The organism is Vibrio sp. 10N.247.311.49 (assembly GCF_041467655.1).
Classification (GTDB): Bacteria; Pseudomonadota; Gammaproteobacteria; order Enterobacterales; family Vibrionaceae; genus Vibrio; species Vibrio crassostreae_C.
The window spans coordinates 1-21,325 of the sequence record NZ_JBFSVA010000018.1 but is presented as its reverse complement, the minus strand read 5'-3'; the positions used below and the strand labels follow the sequence as shown (position 1 = coordinate 21,325).

General features: G+C 44.8%; 21 protein-coding genes and 1 pseudogene. 5 read left to right on the top strand and 17 right to left on the bottom strand.

What is annotated here, in order from left to right:
• Window positions 1-24: 24 nt before the first annotated feature.
• From AB6E54_RS16460 to gntH, 4 genes are all read right to left on the bottom strand, one after another.
• Window positions 25-513, bottom strand: coding sequence for a GNAT family N-acetyltransferase (locus AB6E54_RS16460; protein WP_102333262.1), 489 nt, complete (start codon window positions 511-513; stop codon window positions 25-27).
• Window positions 514-628: 115 nt separating this feature from the next.
• Window positions 629-1,138, bottom strand: a complete 510-nt coding sequence (locus tag AB6E54_RS16455; RefSeq protein ID WP_017070904.1) for a hypothetical protein — start codon at window positions 1,136-1,138, stop codon at window positions 629-631.
• A 185-nt stretch (window positions 1,139-1,323) separates the two neighbouring features.
• Window positions 1,324-1,839 carry a hypothetical protein gene (locus tag AB6E54_RS16450; RefSeq protein WP_017068282.1) on the bottom strand — a complete coding sequence of 172 codons (516 nt, stop codon included), beginning with the start codon at window positions 1,837-1,839 and terminating at the stop codon, window positions 1,324-1,326.
• Between the two features lie 125 nt (window positions 1,840-1,964).
• Window positions 1,965-3,590, bottom strand: a complete 1,626-nt coding sequence (gene gntH, locus AB6E54_RS16445) for a guanitoxin biosynthesis MBL fold metallo-hydrolase GntH (protein WP_017068281.1) — start codon at window positions 3,588-3,590, stop codon at window positions 1,965-1,967.
• A 193-nt stretch (window positions 3,591-3,783) separates the two neighbouring features.
• Here gntH and AB6E54_RS16440 point away from each other — a divergent pair, with 193 nt between their 5' ends.
• From AB6E54_RS16440 to AB6E54_RS16430, 3 genes are all read left to right on the top strand, one after another.
• Entirely contained in the window at window positions 3,784-4,623 is an 840-nt protein-coding gene (locus tag AB6E54_RS16440; protein ID WP_017068280.1) for a LysR family transcriptional regulator, read from the top strand.
• Window positions 4,624-4,721: 98 nt separating this feature from the next.
• On the top strand, window positions 4,722-5,441 hold the full coding sequence (locus tag AB6E54_RS16435) for a hypothetical protein (protein WP_372079384.1): 720 nt from the start codon (window positions 4,722-4,724) through the stop codon (window positions 5,439-5,441).
• Between the two features lie 59 nt (window positions 5,442-5,500).
• Entirely contained in the window at window positions 5,501-5,734 is a 234-nt protein-coding gene (locus AB6E54_RS16430; RefSeq protein WP_171733535.1) for a hypothetical protein, read from the top strand.
• Window positions 5,735-5,958: 224 nt separating this feature from the next.
• On the opposite strand, the gene AB6E54_RS16425 is transcribed toward AB6E54_RS16430, so the two are convergent.
• The 11 genes from AB6E54_RS16425 to AB6E54_RS16375 all read right to left on the bottom strand — a co-directional run bounded on the left by AB6E54_RS16425 (window position 5,959) and on the right by AB6E54_RS16375 (window position 17,118).
• On the bottom strand, window positions 5,959-7,425 hold the full coding sequence (locus tag AB6E54_RS16425) for a lytic polysaccharide monooxygenase (protein ID WP_372058528.1): 1,467 nt from the start codon (window positions 7,423-7,425) through the stop codon (window positions 5,959-5,961).
• A 375-nt stretch (window positions 7,426-7,800) separates the two neighbouring features.
• The gene (locus tag AB6E54_RS16420; protein ID WP_017066163.1) at window positions 7,801-8,160 is read right to left on the bottom strand and encodes a DUF6559 family protein; all 360 of its coding nucleotides are present in this window, start codon (window positions 8,158-8,160) and stop codon (window positions 7,801-7,803) included.
• Between the two features lie 58 nt (window positions 8,161-8,218).
• On the bottom strand, window positions 8,219-8,977 hold the full coding sequence (gene btuD, locus AB6E54_RS16415) for a vitamin B12 ABC transporter ATP-binding protein BtuD (protein WP_136974865.1): 759 nt from the start codon (window positions 8,975-8,977) through the stop codon (window positions 8,219-8,221).
• Complete coding sequence (btuC, locus tag AB6E54_RS16410; RefSeq protein WP_017070911.1) at window positions 8,964-9,959, bottom strand: vitamin B12 ABC transporter permease BtuC; 996 nt, start codon at window positions 9,957-9,959, stop codon at window positions 8,964-8,966. Before btuC ends, btuD begins: the two co-directional genes overlap by 14 nt.
• A gap of 133 nt (window positions 9,960-10,092) precedes the next feature.
• Window positions 10,093-11,121 carry a succinylglutamate desuccinylase gene (locus AB6E54_RS16405; RefSeq protein WP_017059157.1) on the bottom strand — a complete coding sequence of 343 codons (1,029 nt, stop codon included), beginning with the start codon at window positions 11,119-11,121 and terminating at the stop codon, window positions 10,093-10,095.
• A gap of 278 nt (window positions 11,122-11,399) precedes the next feature.
• The gene (locus tag AB6E54_RS16400) at window positions 11,400-13,196 is read right to left on the bottom strand and encodes a M3 family oligoendopeptidase (protein WP_372106245.1); all 1,797 of its coding nucleotides are present in this window, start codon (window positions 13,194-13,196) and stop codon (window positions 11,400-11,402) included.
• 139 nt (window positions 13,197-13,335) lie between these two features.
• Window positions 13,336-13,953, bottom strand: coding sequence for an alpha-ribazole phosphatase family protein (gene cobC / locus AB6E54_RS16395; RefSeq protein ID WP_017059155.1), 618 nt, complete (start codon window positions 13,951-13,953; stop codon window positions 13,336-13,338).
• Window positions 13,954-13,962: 9 nt separating this feature from the next.
• Entirely contained in the window at window positions 13,963-14,583 is a 621-nt protein-coding gene (gene cobU, locus AB6E54_RS16390) for a bifunctional adenosylcobinamide kinase/adenosylcobinamide-phosphate guanylyltransferase (RefSeq protein WP_017059154.1), read from the bottom strand.
• A gap of 9 nt (window positions 14,584-14,592) precedes the next feature.
• Window positions 14,593-15,399, bottom strand: coding sequence for an adenosylcobinamide-GDP ribazoletransferase (locus AB6E54_RS16385; RefSeq protein WP_108194206.1), 807 nt, complete (start codon window positions 15,397-15,399; stop codon window positions 14,593-14,595).
• Window positions 15,399-16,463 (bottom strand): nicotinate-nucleotide--dimethylbenzimidazole phosphoribosyltransferase, encoded by a 1,065-nt coding sequence (gene cobT / locus AB6E54_RS16380; protein WP_108194207.1) that lies wholly within the window; start codon window positions 16,461-16,463, stop codon window positions 15,399-15,401. Before cobT ends, AB6E54_RS16385 begins: the two co-directional genes overlap by 1 nt.
• A gap of 43 nt (window positions 16,464-16,506) precedes the next feature.
• Window positions 16,507-17,118, bottom strand: coding sequence for a flavin reductase family protein (locus tag AB6E54_RS16375; protein WP_017065519.1), 612 nt, complete (start codon window positions 17,116-17,118; stop codon window positions 16,507-16,509).
• A gap of 703 nt (window positions 17,119-17,821) precedes the next feature.
• Between AB6E54_RS16375 and AB6E54_RS16370 the strand changes: the two genes are divergently transcribed.
• A complete protein-coding gene (locus AB6E54_RS16370; protein WP_102333254.1) occupies window positions 17,822-18,517 on the top strand; it encodes an NAD-dependent epimerase/dehydratase family protein in 696 nt (231 codons plus the stop codon).
• A gap of 184 nt (window positions 18,518-18,701) precedes the next feature.
• Window positions 18,702-20,075 carry an L-cystine transporter gene (locus tag AB6E54_RS16365; protein WP_102333253.1) on the top strand — a complete coding sequence of 458 codons (1,374 nt, stop codon included), beginning with the start codon at window positions 18,702-18,704 and terminating at the stop codon, window positions 20,073-20,075.
• Window positions 20,076-20,186: 111 nt separating this feature from the next.
• Here AB6E54_RS16365 and AB6E54_RS16360 read toward each other — a convergent pair.
• Window positions 20,187-20,584: pseudogene (locus AB6E54_RS16360) on the bottom strand (GlcG/HbpS family heme-binding protein).
• Between the two features lie 3 nt (window positions 20,585-20,587).
• A partial coding sequence (locus AB6E54_RS16355) for an aldo/keto reductase family oxidoreductase (RefSeq protein ID WP_372168958.1) occupies window positions 20,588-21,325 on the bottom strand: 738 nt, incomplete at its 5' end.

Below are 21,325 nucleotides of genomic sequence, written 5' to 3'. Positions count from 1 at the left end.
CTGTGTGTTAATCGTAGCTAAATGCTATACCAGTCGAGCCATATGATAAGCCGCCACATATTCGCCATTTCTGAAAGCGAACCCTGCGGACTCTCCTTCAATCACGAAACCGAACTTCTTATACAGGCTGATCGCTCTTTCATTATCGGTGTATACCGTTAACTCCATTCGCTTGATGTTAATCCAGTTATCACACAAGTCGATCGCGGTCGCGAGCAGCTGACTACCCACACCTTTGCCTAGCGCATCGTCTTTAACACCCATACCAAATGAAGCCACATGTCGTCTTCTTGGATTCACGCACACTTCCATTCCCAAGTTGCCAACAATCTCATCGTCGATCATCGCGACATACGAGTACACGTTATCAGGCATATTAGAGATTCGTTTTTGCCAGCTTTCCAGAGATGGATTTGGGAGTTGCAGCGTACCGGTATAAGCATTAGTGCATTCGTAAACTTCTTTTATTCCCTTTGCATCTGACGGTTCAGACCGTCTCACTATAATACTCATCGCAACTCCTACTATTTTCATCGCTAAATATGAAACACATCCTTAATGTGCACCTAGACACACTATCAAATAGTGAATATTTAACAATAGGTTAGATGAACTTATCTTATTGGGCTTAATTGATACTGAGTAAACGCCCTCTCTCAATATCTTGCTCAAGTACCTCCGGCGTTAAATCGCCATGTCCATGGTGGTCATGATTATGGTGATGACCATGATCGTGTCCGTGGGAATAACCTTTGTGTTCATTTGCTCTTTGAGCTAACTTGTGTGAGTCCAAATAGGTATCAGTTAAATCAGCACAATATTCTTCGGTCCATAAACGTCGAGCCTCATCATCACTCATGATTTGCTCGGCTTTAGGGCCCAATTTGTCCATGTAGAACATCCCCAGCTCCTCACCTTCTACATTGGCGTGGTTGATAAGGTTCATAAACGCAGGCTCTTGATTCTCATCTGATAGATGACCATTTTTGTAACACACGGTTAGACCAATAATATCGTCGCCAAGTTTCTCTAATTCAGGGTTAAAATGATTGTGACTATGATTATGTTCGGCAGCGGCGACAAGCATTGGAGTAAGTAAAACACATGCGATAGCCAGTAGCTTAATGGTATTTTTCATGGGATAGACCTTCTGTATTTTCGAATACAAATTTGATTAGTTGGCTGACTTAGCTTCTTGTGAGATGAGCTAAGTTAAGGGGAACTTCAAGACCATTTCAGCCTGAGTACCCCTCTGTCTCACTACAAATAATCAATATGATTGGATAACGAGGCTCGATATAACGAGCGTTCTATAGACAAAAATCACTTATCAACTACGATTCTTGCTGGTGCGATGGTGTAAGTCATTGGCTTCACCTCCCATTCACCTTTTGCTTCCAATGCAACCGCTAGTGCTTGCGCCTCTTCACATACCTTCGCTGGTTTTCCGTCAGCCCAGTATGATGGACCCGAAGTGTAGCCGCACATCACTGAAAACGTGTGTTGCCCATTCTTTGTGGTGTATTCCGTCATAATGACACCACCTTCTCCATGCGTTATTTTTAGCGAGCCTTCATCGGCGACATGCATTGCATCGGAAGGATTCGGTTTGACATACGTTGTGTAGGTCCCGCCATCTGACATGGATTGGTTGTCATACATGGTGTAGCCTTCTTTTTCTGAAGGTAAGGTCAGTTCGTAGTTAGGATCAATATCCGCTAAACGTTCTGAGTTATTCGTCGCACCAGGTTGATAGTTGTGAGCATTGGATTGTCCGTTAGCGAAAACAGACGCTGACACTAAAGATAGAATGACGACCGCTAAAATTGATTTTTTCATAATGAACTCCAGATATTCTAAGCAAAGAAGTGGTAAGCAATAGTTTTATGATTGAGTAAGAGAATGGGTTTATTTACCTAACTTTTTAGGATGTGAGGGCAATATCAGCCCTCACTGCAAATACCCTATTTGTTATCGGTTCCTGCTCCTTCACCAGGCTCAGTTGGACGACTTACCGACTTGCGCTCAAGGTTGTGGTGAGCACGCACTCTATCCATGTATTCTTGCTTGGTGTTCATACCTTGCTTCATTGCTTCTGGTACTTGTTCAGCTGGGATCACGATGTCACGGTCGACTGGCCACTCAGTTAACAGCTCTGGATGGTAGCCTTCTGGGTAGTACAGTTTAGGATCTAACTCTAAATCACGAATCTCTTGTTCTTGTATGTCTTCACGGCTATTTTTCGGTAATGGAATTCTAAAATCAGACCCATCTGCCATATCAAATTGTGGCGCTCGCGCATTCGGGAAATCAGGTAAAATACCTTCACGAACCCACGCATTATCTTTGGTCATGTTAACGACAATGCCATCTGGCGCACCGAAGTGGTAAGGCCCTTGCCAATGGTGGCGAACCTCTGCAACGGTTTCCTCATTGAGATATGGGTCGAATGTCATGTGCGTTGTCATGAACAAGCGCGGTTGTACTTCATTGGCCACATAACCCGCCGCGTACGCTGGCGTATGGTGAGTATCAACGGTGTAACGAGCTAAGAATGGCGGCACACCTTGAATAATCGAAGACACACCAAACGTTTCGGTTTGCAGTTCAGTAATGAACAAGTCTGCACCTTTTGCGTATTTCAAATCCAACTCCGTTGGGCGACCGTCTCCTGTCCAAACAAATGAAAGCACTCGACCGTCATCTTGAGTCCAATTTAAGCGGTAACCAGACGCGCCATCTTTTGCGTGACTGCGTCGCCAGTGAATCACTTCCACATTGTCTTGGTCATAGATAACGCCACCGTCGTCGCGGAAATCAAACTCGTGAACCACAATGTCGTTGCCTGATGGGAACACATCAAATGCATCGGTGTGCCAGTTCAACATTTGCTGCATGCCTTCAATCATATGACGAGTGCCATATTCTGGAGTCGCACCACTCGGGCCATAAATGTTAAGCGGCTTTTCCCAGCGACCATTCCAACCACCAAATTGATACAGGTAAGGTAATGATCCGTAGTGATCTACGTGTAAGTGAGTAATGAAGATATGGTCGAGTTCATTCATCGCGACACCCGCCGCTACGTAGTTCGCAATTGATCCTTCACCTAAATCAAAGACAAAGTTAGAGCCGTTACCCAATTCGACGTATATCGAGGTGTTTGCCTGCCCCGGGCGAATCATTGGTGATGTCCCCATGAACGTGACACGCATTTCATCCGGTTGGACTTCTTCAGTGCGTGGGAACCAGTTGGCGCCAGACACCATGTGATCCCCATAAGGTGCAATGCCCTCAAACATCAGGCCTTCTTTCCAACCTGAATTGGTTTCTTTGCGATAGTCACCATTGTTTACACCGCCCATTAACACTGAAAGCACTTCTTCTTCTGAAGAATACAAGTTCCCCTTAGGTTGAGTGCTCAGATACTCTTCAAGGGTTTCACCCTCGTGATATTCAAATTTCTCGAGTTTTTGAATATCAGAGTTAGTTTGCTTGGTGTTGTATTGCATCATTGGGTCAGCAGCAAAAGCGGTGGTCGTGATGATCATTGCTGTAGAGATGATTGATAATTTTGCGAAAGTTCTCATAGTTTCACCTATCGGTCTGAGTATTTAGTAAATGAATGAAGTTCCTTCCTCACTCCGATGCAAACAAGTTTATTAATAAACAGAACCTTGATATATAGTGTAAACTTTACTTAAAACCTCCATTTCATTTATGAGTTAATAGTGACTCCACAATGATTTGAATGAGTGGCAATAAGAATAGAGGGAACTGAATTTGGACCTTAATCTACTGACGACATTCTTGGCCGTTTACAAACACAGCTCTATCACCGTGGCATCAGAGCAGCTCGATATTTCTCAACCCGCGGTAAGCGCGGCTATTAAGAGACTCGAAGGGGTCGTGGGCAAAGCTTTATTTGTGAGAGAAGGACGAGGTATCGCGCCCACTGGAGCTGCGGTATCACTCGCTAACAAGATAGAAGACCCATTGAACATCATTGGAACGGTTGAGCAGCAAAAGAATGACCTTAAAGTCTATTGCACAGAGAGCTTGCTTCATTTCGTTAGCCAGGTTGAAGGCGTAAGCTTTACGGAAGCGCCGCTCGAAGAGGAAGAACTGTTTGATGCGCTTACTGCACAAAAAGTGGATATCGTCATTGATGTACTTTCGAGTAAGAAACACTCATTGATTGAAGAAACCATCGTCGATGAGGAGCCCGTGTGTCTGACTCGAATCAACCACCCTCGAATTGGTGAGACACTAAGTAAAGAAGAGTATTTCCAAGAGGAGCATATTGCACTCAAGATCAAACGCGCCAACATGAACACAGTCGAGTTTTTATCAGAGAGCGATATCGAGCCGAGAAAAGTCAGAATTGAAACCAGCTCAATTTCAAGCATGCTGATTTTGGCAAGCACGACAGATTATATCGCCGCTTCTACTCGCTCTTTTGCAGAAATGCTTGCACCAGCGCTTGGCTTACGCGTTCACCCTATCCCCATCAAATTAAGACCGATCACGTTTCGAATGCTCTATCACCGCCGCTACGCTAAAGACGAACAGCACATCAAAACCCGTGAAGCAATCAAATCAGCATTAAGAAAACATAAATGAAACTGAGGTTTTAACTAAAGTTAACCCTATTAATATAAATTCAGTTTAATCACATACTCTCCAGCAAGTTAATTCAATAGAACGACACTGGAGAATCCATGAAAAAACTTAACCTTATTGCTCTACCACTTACGTTACTCAGCAGCGCAGCGTTTGCGACTTCGACTCAAGTTTACATCGAACAAAACGTTGCCTCTAATGCTGCTGATAACGGTGTCTACACCACAGAAGCTGGCGCATTAATCGATACCTCAGAAAATGGACAAGTCTATATAGGTTTTGATGACCAGGGTTGGTTGGCAGCGGGTTACGGGCACGATTTTCACATCAGCGAATCTTTCACGTTCAACTTATACGGTGAACTTGGTAAATGGGACAACGGTGAAGAGTTATTAATCGAAGGTATTATCGATTATCAAGTGAACGACAACTTCAATGTATTCAGTGGATTGGGATATAACCAGTCAGGGCAAGTACTCGAGAATGTAAGCGACACCACGATCAACACCAATAAGTTCATCGCCGGTGCGGGGTACTCACTCGCAGGCTGGGATTTAGCTTATCAATACACTCACGAAAACAGTGATGGATCCAATGGCGGGTTTACCCACAACGATGACAACGTAATCTTTCATCAAGGCGACTACCGTACCAATGAGCACGAAGTCGTTCTCTCTAAAAGCATCGACGACTGGACACCCTACGTGAAATACACCTACTTCAATACCAACGAAGGTGACCTTTACTTGAACGGCCAATCGATGGGCCCGATCGACAACGACAATATCATTACGCTTGGTTTGTCTTACGACTTCTAAACATCTCAGATTCAATTCTCATAGGCAGATGGATTTGCCCACCTTTCGAGGGCACTACTATGAAAATGACTCCTCAACGCAACAAAGCCATTAATATCGCTGCAGCGATCAGTATCGTTTTGTTTTCTGCGATTCCCACCTACGTAAGTGCTGATCACTTAGACCCCCATTATCTAGAGCCGAGTTATCTAGAAACCAGCTATCTAGACTCCTCCTCCGTCGAATTTATGACACCAGATTTTGATCAGGGGTATCTTAACGATGAGATTAAAGAAAACCTTATTCTGAAATAATTCGTCAACACATTACAAAACGTTATATAGCTCTTGTTTTCTATATAACTCTCATCTTCTTATAGAGCCGTGCTGAGTGATTAAGACTCCGTTCCTGAATCACTTTTTCTAGGCTGATGACATTCAAAACCGCAAATGCAGACGCTAAAAAAGACACCACACTCGTCAAAAAGTGTGGTGTCTTGGTTATTATTGCAAGGCTAATTAACTAACAATAGTTAAGATTAGTTGGCTGGACGCCAAACGCCCCATTTGTCATTTTCGTAAGTCGCTTTAGGGTTAGTACCACCTTGAACCCACCATTGTGCTTTCCATGACTGGTTCGAGTAAGTCACGACTTCGCCACCAAGGTAAGTCGCTGATGAGTCCCACGTACCTGGATCTGGCGTAGGGTCTGGGTCAGGAGTCGGATCAGGATCCGGCGTTGGATCTGGGTCTGGTGTCACGCCACCGTCATCGGCAATTACTTCAAAAGTGAAGGTTTCAACACTGTCGCTTTCAATCGAGCTAGCCATAAACGATAAAGTTTCGTTTGCAGTGATGCCAGTGGTATCAACTACGATAGAAGCCGTGCCGTTATTTTGGATGCTTACTGAAGAACCTTGAGTTTGAGTCAATGTCGCGGCTTCGCTTGTTGCAATCACAACCTTATCGCCAGCATTGACTACATTGTCACTCTTCACTAGCTCGTAGATGTCACCTTTCAATGGTTCAACACCACCGTCGCCACCATCAATCAACGTTAACTGACCAGAAGCACGGCTATCTTTTGAGTTGAAGAAGTTACGTGAAGGATCGTTTTGGAAGTACATGTAGTGCTGCATTTCAGCATGCCAGTCACCAATGAAGATCGCGCCATCTTTAAACTCTTCGTGCCAGCCATTAATTTCTGAAGCTAACAAACGAGCCCAATCGTTAACGTTTGAAGCGTCGATGACGATGGTGAAGCTACGCGCTACTTCACCGTACTTGTTGATGATGTCGTATTTAACCGTATCACCAATTTCTGGCGTGCCAAACTGGTCAGAAACAAACAGGTCACCACGCACTAGATCAGGCTCTGGACCCGGCTCTGGTGGAGGGGTTGTGCCACCCGCGATAGTTATGTCTGAACAGTTGTAGAAGCCTTCGCCCGCAGCATCATCACGTTGCCAACGAACGAATAGAATCGCATCGCCAGAACGGTCTGAAGGAATAGTGACATTAATGCGGTACTTGCCGCCATTAACCGGAACGTTACCCTCTTCTTGGATAAGATCTAAGTCTCCCCACGCTAGGCCTTTGCTTAGGTCCGCGTTTGGTTTCGTTAGGTAGAACTCCCAGAAAGAAGGGTTGTGTGGCGCTGTCGCATTGAATACATATTCAAACGTACCAGTATTTAGCTCGGTACGAGTCCAACCAGTATGAGGCGCACCCATGCCGCGTTTTTGCGAATCGTTGGCATAACATAACGTGCCGTCAGGAATCGCCGCTTTTACAGCATTGATGTTGTTGAAATCTTGGATATTTTTCGCGTACTCGTTACGTTGAACAAACGGGTATGAACCCGAAATGTCTTTTGCTTGAGCACACGCAGCATTAGGTGGTGTACCCGACCAAATCCCGCCTTGCTCGTAACACGTGTTCTGACGCGCGCTTGGAAACTCAGACCAACCATGAGCATTTGCCACTGACGGCACACTCGATAGCATAGCCATACCCACTGCTATTTTTAGAATATTATTATTTATTGTTGTCACTTTCCCACTCTCTATTATTTCACCCTAAACACAAAACCAATTGGTTACTAACCAACCAGCACTGTAATTCGAAGGTTTATAGTTTCTGACTTAAAGAACAACGAAAAATATATACGTCAATTTTATCAATAACAGCGGGTTTTATATTGATAGGAATCAGCATCACACAACTCAAACAAATGCGTTGTAGATAGATGATGTTGCTTCGAATTATGACGTTTCAGTATTCTATGTTGATTGAGGGAACATTATTCGGAATGAATAAAAAAGCGGCTTTATGATTAAGCCGCTTTGGGGATATAAAGGCGTTAGGTAGTAAGAAGATATTTAATAACGGCTATGCATGCCCATGCGATGTGACATGTCATCGTCCATACGACCGCCCTTCCAACCGCCGCCACCCAATAGATTAAGTACATCTCGCGCTGTGTAGTCTTCTCCGCCAAAGAAGTCATTAGACACATCATTACGCAGCAACTGAATAGTTGGAGCTAATTCAACAGCAAGATCTTGTGGATCCGCAAACAAGGCTAAAGCAATCTGTTGTTGGCGTTTACTCAACTCACGAGAACTTGTTTCAACCTGCCCAATAGAGAAGAAATCACGGCTTCCGTAGCTCTTCACCATCTTTGCAGACAATGACTTAATCACCTTTTTGATTCTTCTTCTTTGGATGTATCTAAACATATTTGCTTCCTGTACTAACTCGCCTTAAACCCAATGAGCAGCTTAACTAATTAGTCTTTTAACCAAACAAAAGATAGGTCTGATTGTCGACTGAGATACTTTTGACTTCGGTGTTGAACACGGACTCTAGCTGCTCAGGGGTAAGCACTTGATCAGCTGAGCCTGATGCTTGAAGTACACCTTTATCGAGCAACAACACTTGGTCTGCGTGTCTTAGTGTTCTGTTCAAATCATGGTTAGCCATGATCACAGCAATGCCCTTCTCTGCCACTCGTTCAATGAGCTTGTACAACAAGGCTTCTTGAGCAATATCCAACGGAGCTGCGGGTTCGTCGAGGATCAGCAGCTTCGCGTATGGGTTAAGTGTCGGCCAAATTTGCAGGCACATTCCCGCCAAACGTACGCGTTGCCATTCACCACCAGACAGTGTCTGAATTGAGCGATGAAGTTTGTCTGCAATGTCTAGCATCTGGCTGATTTCTTCCAAAGCTGCGTTGATTTCAGCATCAAGGCCGTGTGAGGAGCTTGGCAGTGACAATGCAAGATATTGGAACACTTCTAAGTTGAAGGCTGGCCTTGCGCTTTGGCACAAGTAAGCACGATGCAATGATAAATCTTGTAAAGACAGCTCCGACAAATCCTGCCCGTCGATCTTGATATCACCTTTGTAACCATCACCAATGCCAGATATCGATTCGAGTAAGGTACTTTTACCGCTGCCATTCGGGCCGATAACGTGAGTCACCTGCCCTTGCTTGAGCTCAAATGATAGTGGTAATAAACGAGCGCCAACGCTCAGGCTCTTAATTTGAATCATGATTTTTAATTAACATCCAAATGAAGATAGGCGCACCGATACTGGTGGTCATCACACCCAAAGGTAGCTCTGCGGAATCTAATAAGGTTCTTGCACAGATATCAGCAAACACCAACAACGCAGCGCCAGCAACGGCAGACAAAGGAAGAAGGTATTTGTTATCAGTACCAATCGCTAAACGCAATAAGTGTGGCACAACCAAGCCAACAAAGCTGATCACGCCACCTAAAGCTACCGCGCAGCCGACTAAAATAGACACGGCGAAAATTAGACGCCAGCGCAATCTCGGTACGTTTACGCCTAACTGTGCGGCATGCGTTTCGCCAATCATTAACTTATCTAGCTTACTACCTTGCAGGCACAGCCAAATAATCACGGGGATCATCACCAACGTGAGCGAGTGTTGATACCAAGTGACGCCACCTAAGCTGCCCATCAGCCAATACATCAATAAGCGTAGACTTAAGTCATCACTAAAATAGAACGCCCATGTCACCATCGCGCCAGAAAGAATGCCTAACGCGACACCCACTAGCAGTAATTTAGCCGTGGTGAGTCGCATCGTTTTTACCATGCTCACCAGTATCACGGTGAAACAGAGCGAGCCTAAAACGGCGGCAATCATGAACAGTTCTGGTGTGGGAGCAAACGGCAAGAAGAACAGCACGATAACCATCGCCAAACTTGCACCACCAGAAATGCCGAGCACACCGGGCTCTGCTAATACGTTACCCAATAAGACTTGTAAGCTTGCGCCAGATACTGCTAGCCCTGCCCCGATAGCAATAGCTGCTAATAATCGAGGTAAGCGTAAATCAATCAGTAGTTTTTGTTCTAACGTGGACAAGGTGTCCAGAGGGGAAATGAAGAGATCGCCAACCATTAGGTAAATAGCACTCAGCGCGACAAGCAGTGCTGCCATCAGATAAATGGCTCTAGTCCATTTGCGCTGTTTTTGGTGAAGAAGTTGTTGGAAATCCATATCAAGCTACTTTGAAAATGTTCGCGTAACCTTACCTGTATCCCCAAATAAACTCAAGGCTCACACCGTAATGTGAACCTTGATATTTCAACCAGTTGAGCGGTTGTTTTCGTCGTTTAAACCCGAGTCGATATTAATCGTACACAAGCTGACCATGGTCGAATCGCGTTTCAACTTCACACACCATTAAGGCTGCTCGTTGACCGATAGCAACATTACGATTAGGGAACACCACCGCTTCGTTTTCATTCTTAGCCATTAACGGTTTATCACCATCATGACCGAATACTTCACCGTGCTTGAACGCGGTAAAGTTCTCTACAGAATCTGAGAACATGAAATCGAAGTCATCATGTAAACGAACAATGGTTCTGCTCACGCGATAAGTGATGGTTCGCTTAGGTAAATGCTCTGGCTCAACTTCAGCAATCAAGTTACGCATCGCCAAGTCAAAAGCCGTTAGCTTATCAAGTTGGTTCTCACCAATTCTCGCGACCTGCCCTAGTTCCATTGTCAGTGCTTGCGCTTCGAAGTTTTCAGCACTGTACCAACTGAATGTACTGGTTGGCGCATTTGACAACAACACTGCTTCCACGTGCGCACTGTTAATGAAATCAAACAGCTCTTTACTGCGTACTTCGTGGCGAACTTTAGGGCTCACTGCAAACGAGTAATGCTTAGATAAACGGATTGCACAGTGCAAATCTAGATGCCAACGAGTGGCAGGTTCCGTTTCTTTGTAAAACTCAGTCACCAAGAACTTCAAGTTCTTCGCGATATCCACTTCTCGATTGCTCTCGTACTGCTTTTCATCAAACAGACGATTCATGTTCACATCAAGAAAACGAGTATGCGCGTTAGTGGCTTCTGGGTGAGCTATGATAAACAAGCATCTCGCGTTTACTACTTGGAAACCTGTTTCAATATCCTCAATGAGCTTATCGATCAGCTCCATTGGTGAAGTTTCGTCGCCATGAACACCGGTTGAAAAAATGATGTTCTTGGTTTCAGAATTAAAATCCGCGGGAATCACTTCCAAGACACCGCGTTGATGAAGCTTAATTTGAACACCGTTACTCAGTACGGTCTGTCCTGCAAACACTTCTTGCTCAAGATCTAGGCTGTCAAAAAGAAATGATTGGCGAAAGAGGGTCTTCGTCATGCGCTACTCCTTAATTGCACGGCCGTATGTTAATAAATTGTACATAGAAATTGTGTTGCTAGGATCGCACTTATCAACAGAAACTCCGTTATCACTCACAAATACTACCCATATATTTTTATATTACCTGCTGACTTTACTAACCGACATCTGTTCCAAATAACTTTCTCTATTTAAAGAGACTTTTGGTTGTTTCGGCTTATCTCAGGTTATGCCAGCAAGATAAGAGCCACGTAAGCTAACACAGCTCTTACCTGCTATGAACAGATTGAGATCAATTAATCTTCCTGATCGAGCAATCTTTCAAATTCATCGATTTGAACTTTGACCATGTCGATGCTTTGTTGCCAAAAATCAGCTTGAGTCAGGTCCATTCCTAAGTGCTTTTGAACGACTTCTTCCGCCATCATGCTGCCCGTATCACGAAGCAACGAAACGTAATCGCCGTAGAATTGCTCACCTTTCGCATCGCGCTGAGCGTAAACACCTTTACTGAACAGGTAACCGAACAAGTATGGGTAGTTGTAGAAGCTTACTTGAGAGATGCTGAAATGCAGTTTGCTCGCCCAGAAGTAAGGGTCAGCTTCTGTCATTGCATCGCCATACCACTCTTTCCAAGTCGTTTCCATCAAGTCACACAGCTGCTGAGCCGTTAGCTCGCCTTTTTCACGCTGCTCGTAGAAGGCTTTTTCAAACTCAAAACGAACGGGAATGTTCACCATTAATGCCAAAGAAGAAGAAAGCTCTTCCCACAGCATTTCAAGTTTCTCATTACGTGTTTGTGCTTGTTTTAACAAATGGTCTCGAACGATATTTTCAGCAAAGATCGAAGCGGTTTCTGCCAGCGTCATTGGGTAGCGTGTTTGACACAACGGCATGTCTTTCATCACCCAGTTGTGGAACGCGTGGCCTAACTCGTGTGCCAATGTCATTAAATCTGAGCGGCTACCGCTCCATGTCATGAACACAAGCGGAGTGCGTGTAGCAGCAAACTTGGTGCAGTAAGCGCCTAAACGTTTGTTGGCTGCTGGTGCGGCATCAATCCAACCATTATCAACCATCAAAGCGACAAAATCAGCCATCTCTGGATTTACTTCAGCGAACGCAGTTTTGATCACGTCGATCGCCTCATCAAATGGGTAAACCTTAGATTCAGCGTCACCCAGCGGCGGCATCGCAGCTAAGTGATTCCAAGGCTTCATTTCATCTAGCCCGTGAACTCTTGCCATTAACAAACCTGCTTTCTGACCAACAGCTCGATTAGCTTTCGCTACTGACATCATGGTGTCTAGCGTTTCTGGCACAATGCGGCTGCCGTGTAGGCTTGGAGCTAGGAAATGCACATCGCTAATCTTCGAACGCTTTTTGTTTTCAGTCAGTCGCCAACCCGCCAATGCATTTAGAATCGAAGCAAAAGACTCTTGGTGCGTTTTCATCGCACCTTGAACCGCGCGCCATGCTGGTTCTTGTTTGTCGAATTCGCTGCCGTACAACAGGCTCGCGGCTTGTGAAAAGCCTAGGGCTTCCTCTTCACCGTCCAGCTTTAGCGACAGTTTTAAAGATCCGGTTAGGTTATCGTATAAACGACCCCATCCGTCACGACCATCAACCTTCATCGCTGCCAATAACTGCTCTTCAGCAACACTGAGTCGGCTGCTTGATAACTTACGAGAGCTTTCAATCGCAAAGCGCTGCCCTGCTACGTCCGCACTATCATGCTCTAATACTGCATCAATAAATTCTGGTTCTGCGTGAATTAGCGTATCTTCGTAAGGGCTGAACGCTTGAGACATTTCAGAGTTCAGCTTCGCTACACGACCAAGCAATACTTTCGCTTCTGTGTGTGTCGCGTCGACCGATGCGTGGCAATTAGCGAAGGTGTTGATTGTACTCAGTAATGTGCCTGCCGCTTCTGAAGTCTGAATCGCGTTTTGCATCGCTAGAATGATATGACGCTTTTCAACGTGTAGGTTCAACAGCTCAATGCACTGCTGAATGAGTTCAATGTCCTGTTCGATTTTTGCATCATTAAGATCGCTATAAGCAATGCTTAGATCCCAACTTGGTGTTGTCATGACTAAATTCCTTTCACGTAGGTAGTAATACCAATCAGGTATAGCGGCTGTGAACGCCGCTTTATACTTCTATTTATATTTCTGTTTCTATTTACAGATCTAAAAGATTGTTAATTCTTAAACTGTGTTTTTTGAACACTCAGAGAACAGGTATCCCTATCGATTTAACGCTGATAAAGCTCTGCGCAAACTGAGTGATTTGAATATGCGTTATCGATGCGTTTTCTATCGATAACTTCGAGTACAAACTCGGGTTTTTCCAATCAATATTAAGGCAGTGCGCTAGCAGTATGCGAATCACACCACCATGAGTAACCAACAATATGTTGTCACTTGAATCATTCAAAAGTTGCGACCAAGCTTGAGTTACTCTGTCGTGGAAGCTCTGTAAACTTTCTGCGCCAGTTAATTGATGATTAGCAGGGTCTTTCCAAAAGGTTTCTAACATTCCCCACTTGTCTTCAAGTTCATCAAATGGGACACCATCTACTTCACCGAAGTTCATTTCCTGAAAACCCGATGCAACTGATAAAGGCACAGACATACGCTCTGCAAACAAGCTCGCGAGATCACCACATCGTCTTAGTGGAGAGCTAACCACGCTATCAAAGGTAATGTCTTGTGTAGTTAGTGCCTCACATATCTGTTCTTGAAGATCAGAGTTGACCAGCACATCAGATAAACCATTGAGCGCAGCTTTTCCTTCGACTTTGCCATGTCTTAACAAATAGATGTTTTTGGTTGTTCCATTGACCATGTGTGCGACCTAGCCTTGAATATCAAGCAAGTGATTAGATGGTTTTAAGTGCAGCGGCAATCCGGCAGCAACCAGCGTGACGCGCTCAACGACGCGAGCTAGCGCTTGGTTCATTCGTCCTGCATTGTCCACAAACAAGCGAGACACTTTACCCAGCGGCACCACACCTAAACCGACTTCGTTAGAGACCATGATAATTTGCGCCGGACTTTGCTCGACGCTTTTGACCAATACTTCAACCACGGCTTCAACCTGTTCATTAGTTGCGTCATCACCCAGTTCAAAGATGATGTTGTTCAACCACAAGGTTAGGCAATCAATCAATACCACATCTTCTTTCTCAAAAGACTGCAGTTTTTCGGCTAATTCGACGGGTACTTCATGCTCGATCCACTGCTCGCCACGACGTTGTTGATGGTGCGCGATTCGTTCTCGCATTTCATCATCAAGATATGTCGCTGTCGCAATATAATTGAGGCGTCCATTTGAACATGCTTCAAGCGCACATAATGCTTGTTGCTCTGCAAAACTAGACTTACCAGAACGAGCCCCGCCCAATACCAAATGGCTGTTTCGCTGACTTGCTTGATTAATTTGATTAGCTTGAATAGTTTCATTCGTGTTGGTCATAGGAAGCCGTTATAGAAAGCCATTGTAAAATGCAGTAATGAATACAAGGTAAGTCAGCAACTCCATTAACTGTTGAGCCGCACCCAAGCAGTCCCCAGTAAAGCCGCCAATTCGAGCCGTTAACCACGTTTTAAAACCTGTTCTGAACAGATAGGCGACGACAGATAAAACCAAAGCGAATTCAAGACCAAACCACAGGCTAGGCAGCACGCCTACCAGCAACAAGAAGACAAGTTCGCCTTTGGTTTGCTTGTTGGCCAATGGTTTACTTTTACTGGTATCTAAATCACTGACATAAGGCATGTCGTAAATTAGCGATGCAGCAATCGCGCGGCTAAAGGTATAACTGGTCACGATTACCATAAACAGTCCCGTCATGCTTATGAGTTCATTCAACAGCACCCACTTGCCAAGCAGAGCCATAATCAGAGCAGACGCACCATAAGTACCGATTCGACTGTCTTTCATGATGGTCAAACGGCGTTCTAGGGTCATGCCGCCACCAATGCCATCGGCCATATCAGTCAAACCATCTTCATGGAATGCGCCAGTGAGCATCAGGCTAAAACTCATCATCAAAAAGATCGCTACTGCACTCGGCAGTACCACATCAAGTAGCAAGAACACACCGCCACACAGAACACCAAGCAACAAACCAACCGTTGAAAAGTAGCGACCAGAACGGTTCATTCGCTCTGATGAATAGGGCGTGTTTTTCGGCATTGGCAAGCGAGAAAAGAAACCCATCGCCAGCGCAAAAAGCTCCCACTGATGGGTGACTCGATCTTTCAACGATCTTTCTGGTACATCACTCATTAAACCGTGACTCCAGCACTTTCGAAGCTCGCCATATTGTTATAGAACTCGGCTGCCGCACGAATGATTGGCATAGCTAGCGCAGCACCTGTGCCTTCACCTAATCTCAATCCAAGATCGAGCAGTGGCTCAGCGTCGAGCAGTTCTAAAAGAATTTTGTGCCCCGACTCTTCAGAGCGATGTGCGAAGATCATATAGTCTCGGCAGTTTGGTTCAATTAAAGTCGCGACATACGCCGCAACCGACACGATAAAGCCATCGACCAACACTGGTGTTCTGTTTTGGTAAGCGCCAAGGAAGCCACCGACCATTTGAACGATTTCATAGCCACCGACTTGTGCGAGTACCTCTTTAATATCTTTAAGATCTGTAAGCTCTTTAACTTCTTTCGCATCTAAATCTTTGCAACGCGCGACACCTTGCTCAACCACAGCCACTTTACGTGCAAGCTGTTCATTGTTGATGCCAGTGCCTAGGCCAACACACTCCGCTGCAGCACGATTCGCTAATGCACTTAAGATCGCTGATGCGCTGCTGGTATTTCCGATACCCATTTCACCAAACATGATGATATTGGTGCCATTCGAAATGGTTCTAGAGACAAGATCTGTACCCAGTTCAATCCCACGTTCAACCGTTTCTAAACTCATTGCCGCTTCATTGGCAAAGTTATTGGTTCGCGTACCCAAACGCTGAGAGATCAACATGTCACTGTCTGATTCCACAGGCAACAATATCCCCGTGTCGACTACCGTGATATCGATATTATTCACCGCACAGAAGCAATTGATCGCCGCGCCATCGCTTAAGAAGTTCAACACCATCTGTTGTGTTACCGCGCTTGGAGCAATACTCACGCCTTCGTCAGCAATGCCATGGTCGCCAGCAAAAATGATGATACTTGGCTTATTCAATTCGATGTGTTCAACCGCAGCTTCTTTGCCTTGGCTCTGAATCAAAGCCAGTTGATGTGCGACTTTTTCTAGTAAGCCAAGTGCGCCAAGTGGCTTGGTTTTTTGGTCAATTCGGTGTTGGATGTACTGCGAGTATTGGGTATCTAACATAGTTTTTAAAAACGCTTATTCTGGGTACGTTGATATAGGGCTGCTACTTAGGGCGTGCGACAGAAAACACATTGGAAAGCGTGGCGTATTCACCGCCACCCAATCGAGATAAAGGATCAAGTGCTAACGCGTCGATCTTAAGACGCTCACTGTCTTTGTCGATCACGTCTTCGGAAATGTACACGGTTTCGACTTGAGCAAAGATAAGGCTTTGTGGCACTTCTCCAACCTCTTTTACTTCGTACAAGGTGCATCCAAAAGCGACCGCGCACTCTTTCAATCTCGGTAAAGAGAAGCCTTCAAATTCAACCAGATCAATGTTATTCGCGGTGACTTCCGAATCACCATGTTCAAGGGTAGCTGCTGTCGCCGTCATGGTTTCGGCAGAACTTGAAGAAGCAATGTGAATCACTAGCTTACCCGTTTCTAGGGCATTACGAGTGGTATCTTTGATTTCGCCGGACGGCTTCTTCCCAACCGATAACATCAGTAACGGCGGATTACTAGAAACAGGCGTGAAATAAGAGAAAGGCGCGAGGTTGTACTCTTGGTCAGAAGATTCCGTCAATGCCCACGCAATCGGGCGAGGAACAACGGTTTGTGTCATCAGGTGATAAATCTGAGTGGGAGCAAGAGTATCAAGCTTGAGGTTCATAGCACGTCCTTGGTCTATGTGAATTACGACTCAGTTTACGTGTTAAGCAAGGCTGTATCTATGGCTATGTGGCAGAAACCGCAGAGAGTGTTCTTAATTTAAACAGATCACACTGGTTTTTTCTCAGATTGACAGTCAAATTGACGAACCCTAAAACACAAACAATACTGATAATAGATTTATCAATAACTTACATTTTGGCATCGTTTATGCCTTATCTAAATTACTTATTAATCTCTCCATTGATAAGTACCCATACAGTGAATGCCCACAACACTGACGCTACACGAAGAAAGACAAAACAGAACAACGATTTAGGAGGTGTAATGATTCCAAATTCAAGTAAAAGAAAACCAAATAAATCAAGTAAGAAAGCTAGCAAAAAGGTAAGGAAAATCCCACTGTCCTTTACCTAGTAAGAAGCAAGAAAAGTAACAAAGCCCGTCGCCCAGCGGGCTTTGTTATGTTTAACGCCTAACTTAAGTTTCAAACCGCATTTATCTTTCCCACCGCCATTATGTTTCATATCGTACTTATGCTTCAGACCGTACTTATGCGTCGAGCCAAACTAAATCATCTCTTTTTCCATAAACAGGCGACTCCCCACATACTACTGACCACTCGTTTAACAAACTTTTATTCGCTTAAAATTCAAACACTGTTTATATTAAACAAGCACTTGTGGAGTGAAGAAGGGATTAAAATGAGCATTTCTGGAGACAAAACATCGGTCGTGGTGGCTGGTGCAACCGGGTTAATTGGTCATCATGTGATGAAGTTGCTCATCGATGAACCCGCCGTTGATCATATCTATGCCCTATCTCGCCGAGCGTTAGATTCACAGTTTGATTCCAACAAGCTCCACACACTCATTCACAGCGACCTGCAAGTTACCAGTTGGGATGACACGTATGCGACGCCTAATCTTGGCGTTATCTGCTTAGGTACGACTAAGAAAAAGGCAGGATCAAAAGAAGCGCTTCGCAAAATCGATGTGGAACTGGTTAGCCAAGTCGCACAGTCGATGAAGTTTCTTGGGGTTCAACGCGTAGCGGTCGTTTCTAGCTATGGCGCTTCACCAGATTCCTATTCGCACTACCTTCGCTGTAAAGGACAAATGGAACAAAATTTAAAACGTATTGGCTTCAAGCAGCTTTTCATCGCACGCCCTGGGCCTCTGGTGGGTGAGCGTGATGAACCTAGAGCTGATGAAAAACTCCTGCAAAGCATCTTTCCTTTAGTCTCTCCCTTTATGTTTGGTCAGTTCAAAAACCTACGCCCTATTCAAGCGGAAGACGTCGCGAAGGCAATGTTGTTCCGATTATTCGAAAATAATTTCAAAAATACCGAAATTTACTCGTCAAGTGACATGCTCAATTTATTGGCAAAATATCGCTAAAAAGCTCACCTATTCATCACAATGTTGAATATCCCCCCATCCCATTGAGTGGATATTACTAATCGTTCTAATAAATTACTTTTCCTTATTTTACGTTTTGTAACAGAACGTTATTTTAGCAGCAGTACTGACACCTATACATCTAGGTGCCTAATTGATTTAGAGTTATTCATAAGGAAAACAAATGTCACTTTCAGCTATCGCTGCCTTAGCGGTATTCACTGGTATCCTCTTTTTTCTCTACGGACAGCAGAAAAAAGAAAACACACTTTCTCGCCTCGTTTTACTCGGTTTAGTTTTTGGTAGTGCATTTGGCCTTGGTCTACAGCTGCTATTTGGTGAAGGCAATCCCATCATCAAAGAGACACTAGACTGGGTAAACATCGTTGGTCGTGGTTACGTTGGATTGCTTAAAATGGTAATCATGCCATTAGTCTTGGTTTCAATGATTGCGGCTGTAGTGAAGCTTGAAAAAGGCGGTTCACTGGGCAAGATTTCTGGTATCACTATTTCTGTACTGCTAGCAACAACCGCGATTTCTGCGATTGTTGGTATTGTTGTAACGCAAGCATTCGGCCTGTCTGCTGAAGGTTTAACAGAAGGCGCTCGCGAAACAGCACGTATCGCAACACTTGAAAGCCGCATCGGTAGCGTTTCAGACTTAACAATTCCACAAATGCTGATTAGCTTTATTCCGACTAACCCATTTGCAGACCTAACGGGCGCTCGCTCTACGTCTATCATCGCTGTGGTTATCTTTGGTGTGCTAACGGGCATCGCTGCTCGTAAAGTGATGGCAGAGAAAGAAGAACTAGAATCTCCGATCCGTACGTTTGTTGAAGCGGCACAATCTATCGTTATGCGCTTAGTTAAGATGATCATGGCACTAACGCCATACGGCATCGCAGCGTTAATGGCGAAGGTAGTTGCAACATCAAGTGCTTCTGACATCCTCAGCCTACTAGGTTTCATCGTTGCATCTTACGTTGCGATTCTACTGATGTTCGTTGTACACGGTGTGTTGGTTTCTTTTGTTGGTGTAAACCCGAAAGAGTATTTCCAAAAGATCTGGCCTGTACTGACGTTCGCTTTCACGTCTCGTAGTTCTGCAGCAACAATTCCACTGAACGTTGAAGCTCAAATCACTAAGCTAAACGTGCCACCAGCGATTGCTAACCTGTCTGCCTCTTTCGGTGCGACGATTGGTCAAAACGGTTGTGCGGGTATCTACCCTGCAATGCTAGCAGTCATGGTTGCGCCTACAGTGGGCATCGACCCAATGGACATCAACTTCATTCTGTCTCTGATTGCTATTATCACAGTGAGCTCATTCGGTATTGCTGGCGTAGGTGGCGGTGCAACGTTCGCGGCGCTTATCGTACTTCCAGCTATGGGTCTTCCTGTAACTATCGCAGCACTGCTTATCTCTATCGAGCCACTTATCGATATGGCACGTACGGCGCTTAACGTATCTGGTGCAATGACAGCCGGTACGATCACAAGCCGCCTATTGGGTAAGAAAGACAAGCAACAAGATCTGGAACAAGCGAACGCTTAATGGGTTCGATTGATTCAATCACTTGGGTCTCGTTAAGCAAAAAACCGATGCACATGCATCGGTTTTTTATTATCTGTTACTTCTAACTTCCATTACTTCACGAGCAACAGCTTAGAACACAAGTTGAATGACTTTTTCGGCAAGTGCTTCATCGTCGTCTTCACTTAATCCGCTGACACCAATAGCGCCAATCACCTGCCCATTTAATTCAATGGGAACACCGCCTTTAAAGCCAGTGATCTTTGGGTCAGTCCAGTAACTTAAGTCTTTACCAGTTTCTCTCGCCCAAGCACCTAAGTTACCGCTTGGCTGTCTATCTCTTGCAGATGTATAGCTTTGTTCTGTGCTAACAATCCGGCTTGAACACTCACATTATCCATGCGAATAAACGCCAGTAACTCACCGTGCGTATCACACACGCTCACCGCGATTGCTTGTTGATTACGCTCAGCAATGTCTAGAGCGTTAGACACCAGTTGTTGCGCGATCTTTTGATTCAACATATTCATTCCTTATGGCAGTGCTTGACCACGTGAGTACACGTATAGGTTGTACCACTCTTCACGAGACAGGTTTATCTGAGTCGCGACTGCCGAAGCTTTGATTCGCTCTAGATTTGTGGTGCCAATTACAGGTTGGATACGAGCAGGGTGACGAAGCAAAAATGCCAACACAATCGCTTCACTTTCTACGCCATATTGGTTCGCTAACTGAGCCACGTAGTGCGCTGTCTTTTTCACGTTTTCATGTTCTGAATACAAACCTTGCTCAGCAAATCGGCCTTGTGCCAAACAGCCCCAAGCTTGCAGTTGGATGTTATTCAATTGGCAATGTTCAAGAGTGCCTGCGGCGAAGTCTGATTGATGGTGCCCTTGCGAGTTAATCATCACCCCATCATTCAACCAATCCAATTTGGCTAAGCTCATCTCAACTTGATTCGCGACGATGGGTTGCCCAAGCGCAGATTGCAGGTACTGAATTTGATGGCTGTTCATGTTCGACACACCAAAATAATCGACCTTACCTTTCGCTTTTAAGTTCTCTAACGTTCTTGCTAGCTCATCGAGTTCCATCAAAGGATCAGGGCGGTGCAATAACAGCACATCAAGCTTTTCAGTATTCAATCGATTGAGAATACCGTCTACCGATTGGCCTACCCAATCAGCCGAGAAATCATAACGACCAACATTGCCCTCGCCTTCAAAACGAATCCCACACTTAGATTGAATGAACATCTGTTCACGCAGATC

What these genes read in the sequence shown, in the direction of transcription:
- gntH (WP_017068281.1), bottom strand. Translation starts at nt 3,590, where the DNA reads ATGAGAACTTTCGCAAAATTATCAATCATCTCTACAGCAATGATCATC.
- AB6E54_RS16405 (WP_017059157.1), bottom strand. Translation starts at nt 11,121, where the DNA reads ATGACGAAGACCCTCTTTCGCCAATCATTTCTTTTTGACAGCCTAGAT.
- AB6E54_RS16385 (WP_108194206.1), bottom strand. Translation starts at nt 15,399, where the DNA reads ATGAGTGATGTACCAGAAAGATCGTTGAAAGATCGAGTCACCCATCAG.
- AB6E54_RS16420 (WP_017066163.1), bottom strand. Translation starts at nt 8,160, where the DNA reads ATGTTTAGATACATCCAAAGAAGAAGAATCAAAAAGGTGATTAAGTCA.
- AB6E54_RS16455 (WP_017070904.1), bottom strand. Translation starts at nt 1,138, where the DNA reads ATGAAAAATACCATTAAGCTACTGGCTATCGCATGTGTTTTACTTACT.
- AB6E54_RS16400 (WP_372106245.1), bottom strand. Translation starts at nt 13,196, where the DNA reads ATGACAACACCAAGTTGGGATCTAAGCATTGCTTATAGCGATCTTAAT.
- cobC (WP_017059155.1), bottom strand. Translation starts at nt 13,953, where the DNA reads ATGGTCAATGGAACAACCAAAAACATCTATTTGTTAAGACATGGCAAA.
- AB6E54_RS16435 (WP_372079384.1), top strand. Translation starts at nt 4,722, where the DNA reads ATGAAAAAACTTAACCTTATTGCTCTACCACTTACGTTACTCAGCAGC.
- AB6E54_RS16365 (WP_102333253.1), top strand. Translation starts at nt 18,702, where the DNA reads ATGTCACTTTCAGCTATCGCTGCCTTAGCGGTATTCACTGGTATCCTC.
- cobU (WP_017059154.1), bottom strand. Translation starts at nt 14,583, where the DNA reads ATGACCAACACGAATGAAACTATTCAAGCTAATCAAATTAATCAAGCA.
- AB6E54_RS16430 (WP_171733535.1), top strand. Translation starts at nt 5,501, where the DNA reads ATGAAAATGACTCCTCAACGCAACAAAGCCATTAATATCGCTGCAGCG.
- AB6E54_RS16450 (WP_017068282.1), bottom strand. Translation starts at nt 1,839, where the DNA reads ATGAAAAAATCAATTTTAGCGGTCGTCATTCTATCTTTAGTGTCAGCG.
- AB6E54_RS16370 (WP_102333254.1), top strand. Translation starts at nt 17,822, where the DNA reads ATGAGCATTTCTGGAGACAAAACATCGGTCGTGGTGGCTGGTGCAACC.
- cobT (WP_108194207.1), bottom strand. Translation starts at nt 16,463, where the DNA reads ATGTTAGATACCCAATACTCGCAGTACATCCAACACCGAATTGACCAA.
- AB6E54_RS16425 (WP_372058528.1), bottom strand. Translation starts at nt 7,425, where the DNA reads ATGCTATCGAGTGTGCCGTCAGTGGCAAATGCTCATGGTTGGTCTGAG.
- btuC (WP_017070911.1), bottom strand. Translation starts at nt 9,959, where the DNA reads ATGGATTTCCAACAACTTCTTCACCAAAAACAGCGCAAATGGACTAGA.
- AB6E54_RS16460 (WP_102333262.1), bottom strand. Translation starts at nt 513, where the DNA reads ATGAGTATTATAGTGAGACGGTCTGAACCGTCAGATGCAAAGGGAATA.
- AB6E54_RS16375 (WP_017065519.1), bottom strand. Translation starts at nt 17,118, where the DNA reads ATGAACCTCAAGCTTGATACTCTTGCTCCCACTCAGATTTATCACCTG.
- btuD (WP_136974865.1), bottom strand. Translation starts at nt 8,977, where the DNA reads ATGATTCAAATTAAGAGCCTGAGCGTTGGCGCTCGTTTATTACCACTA.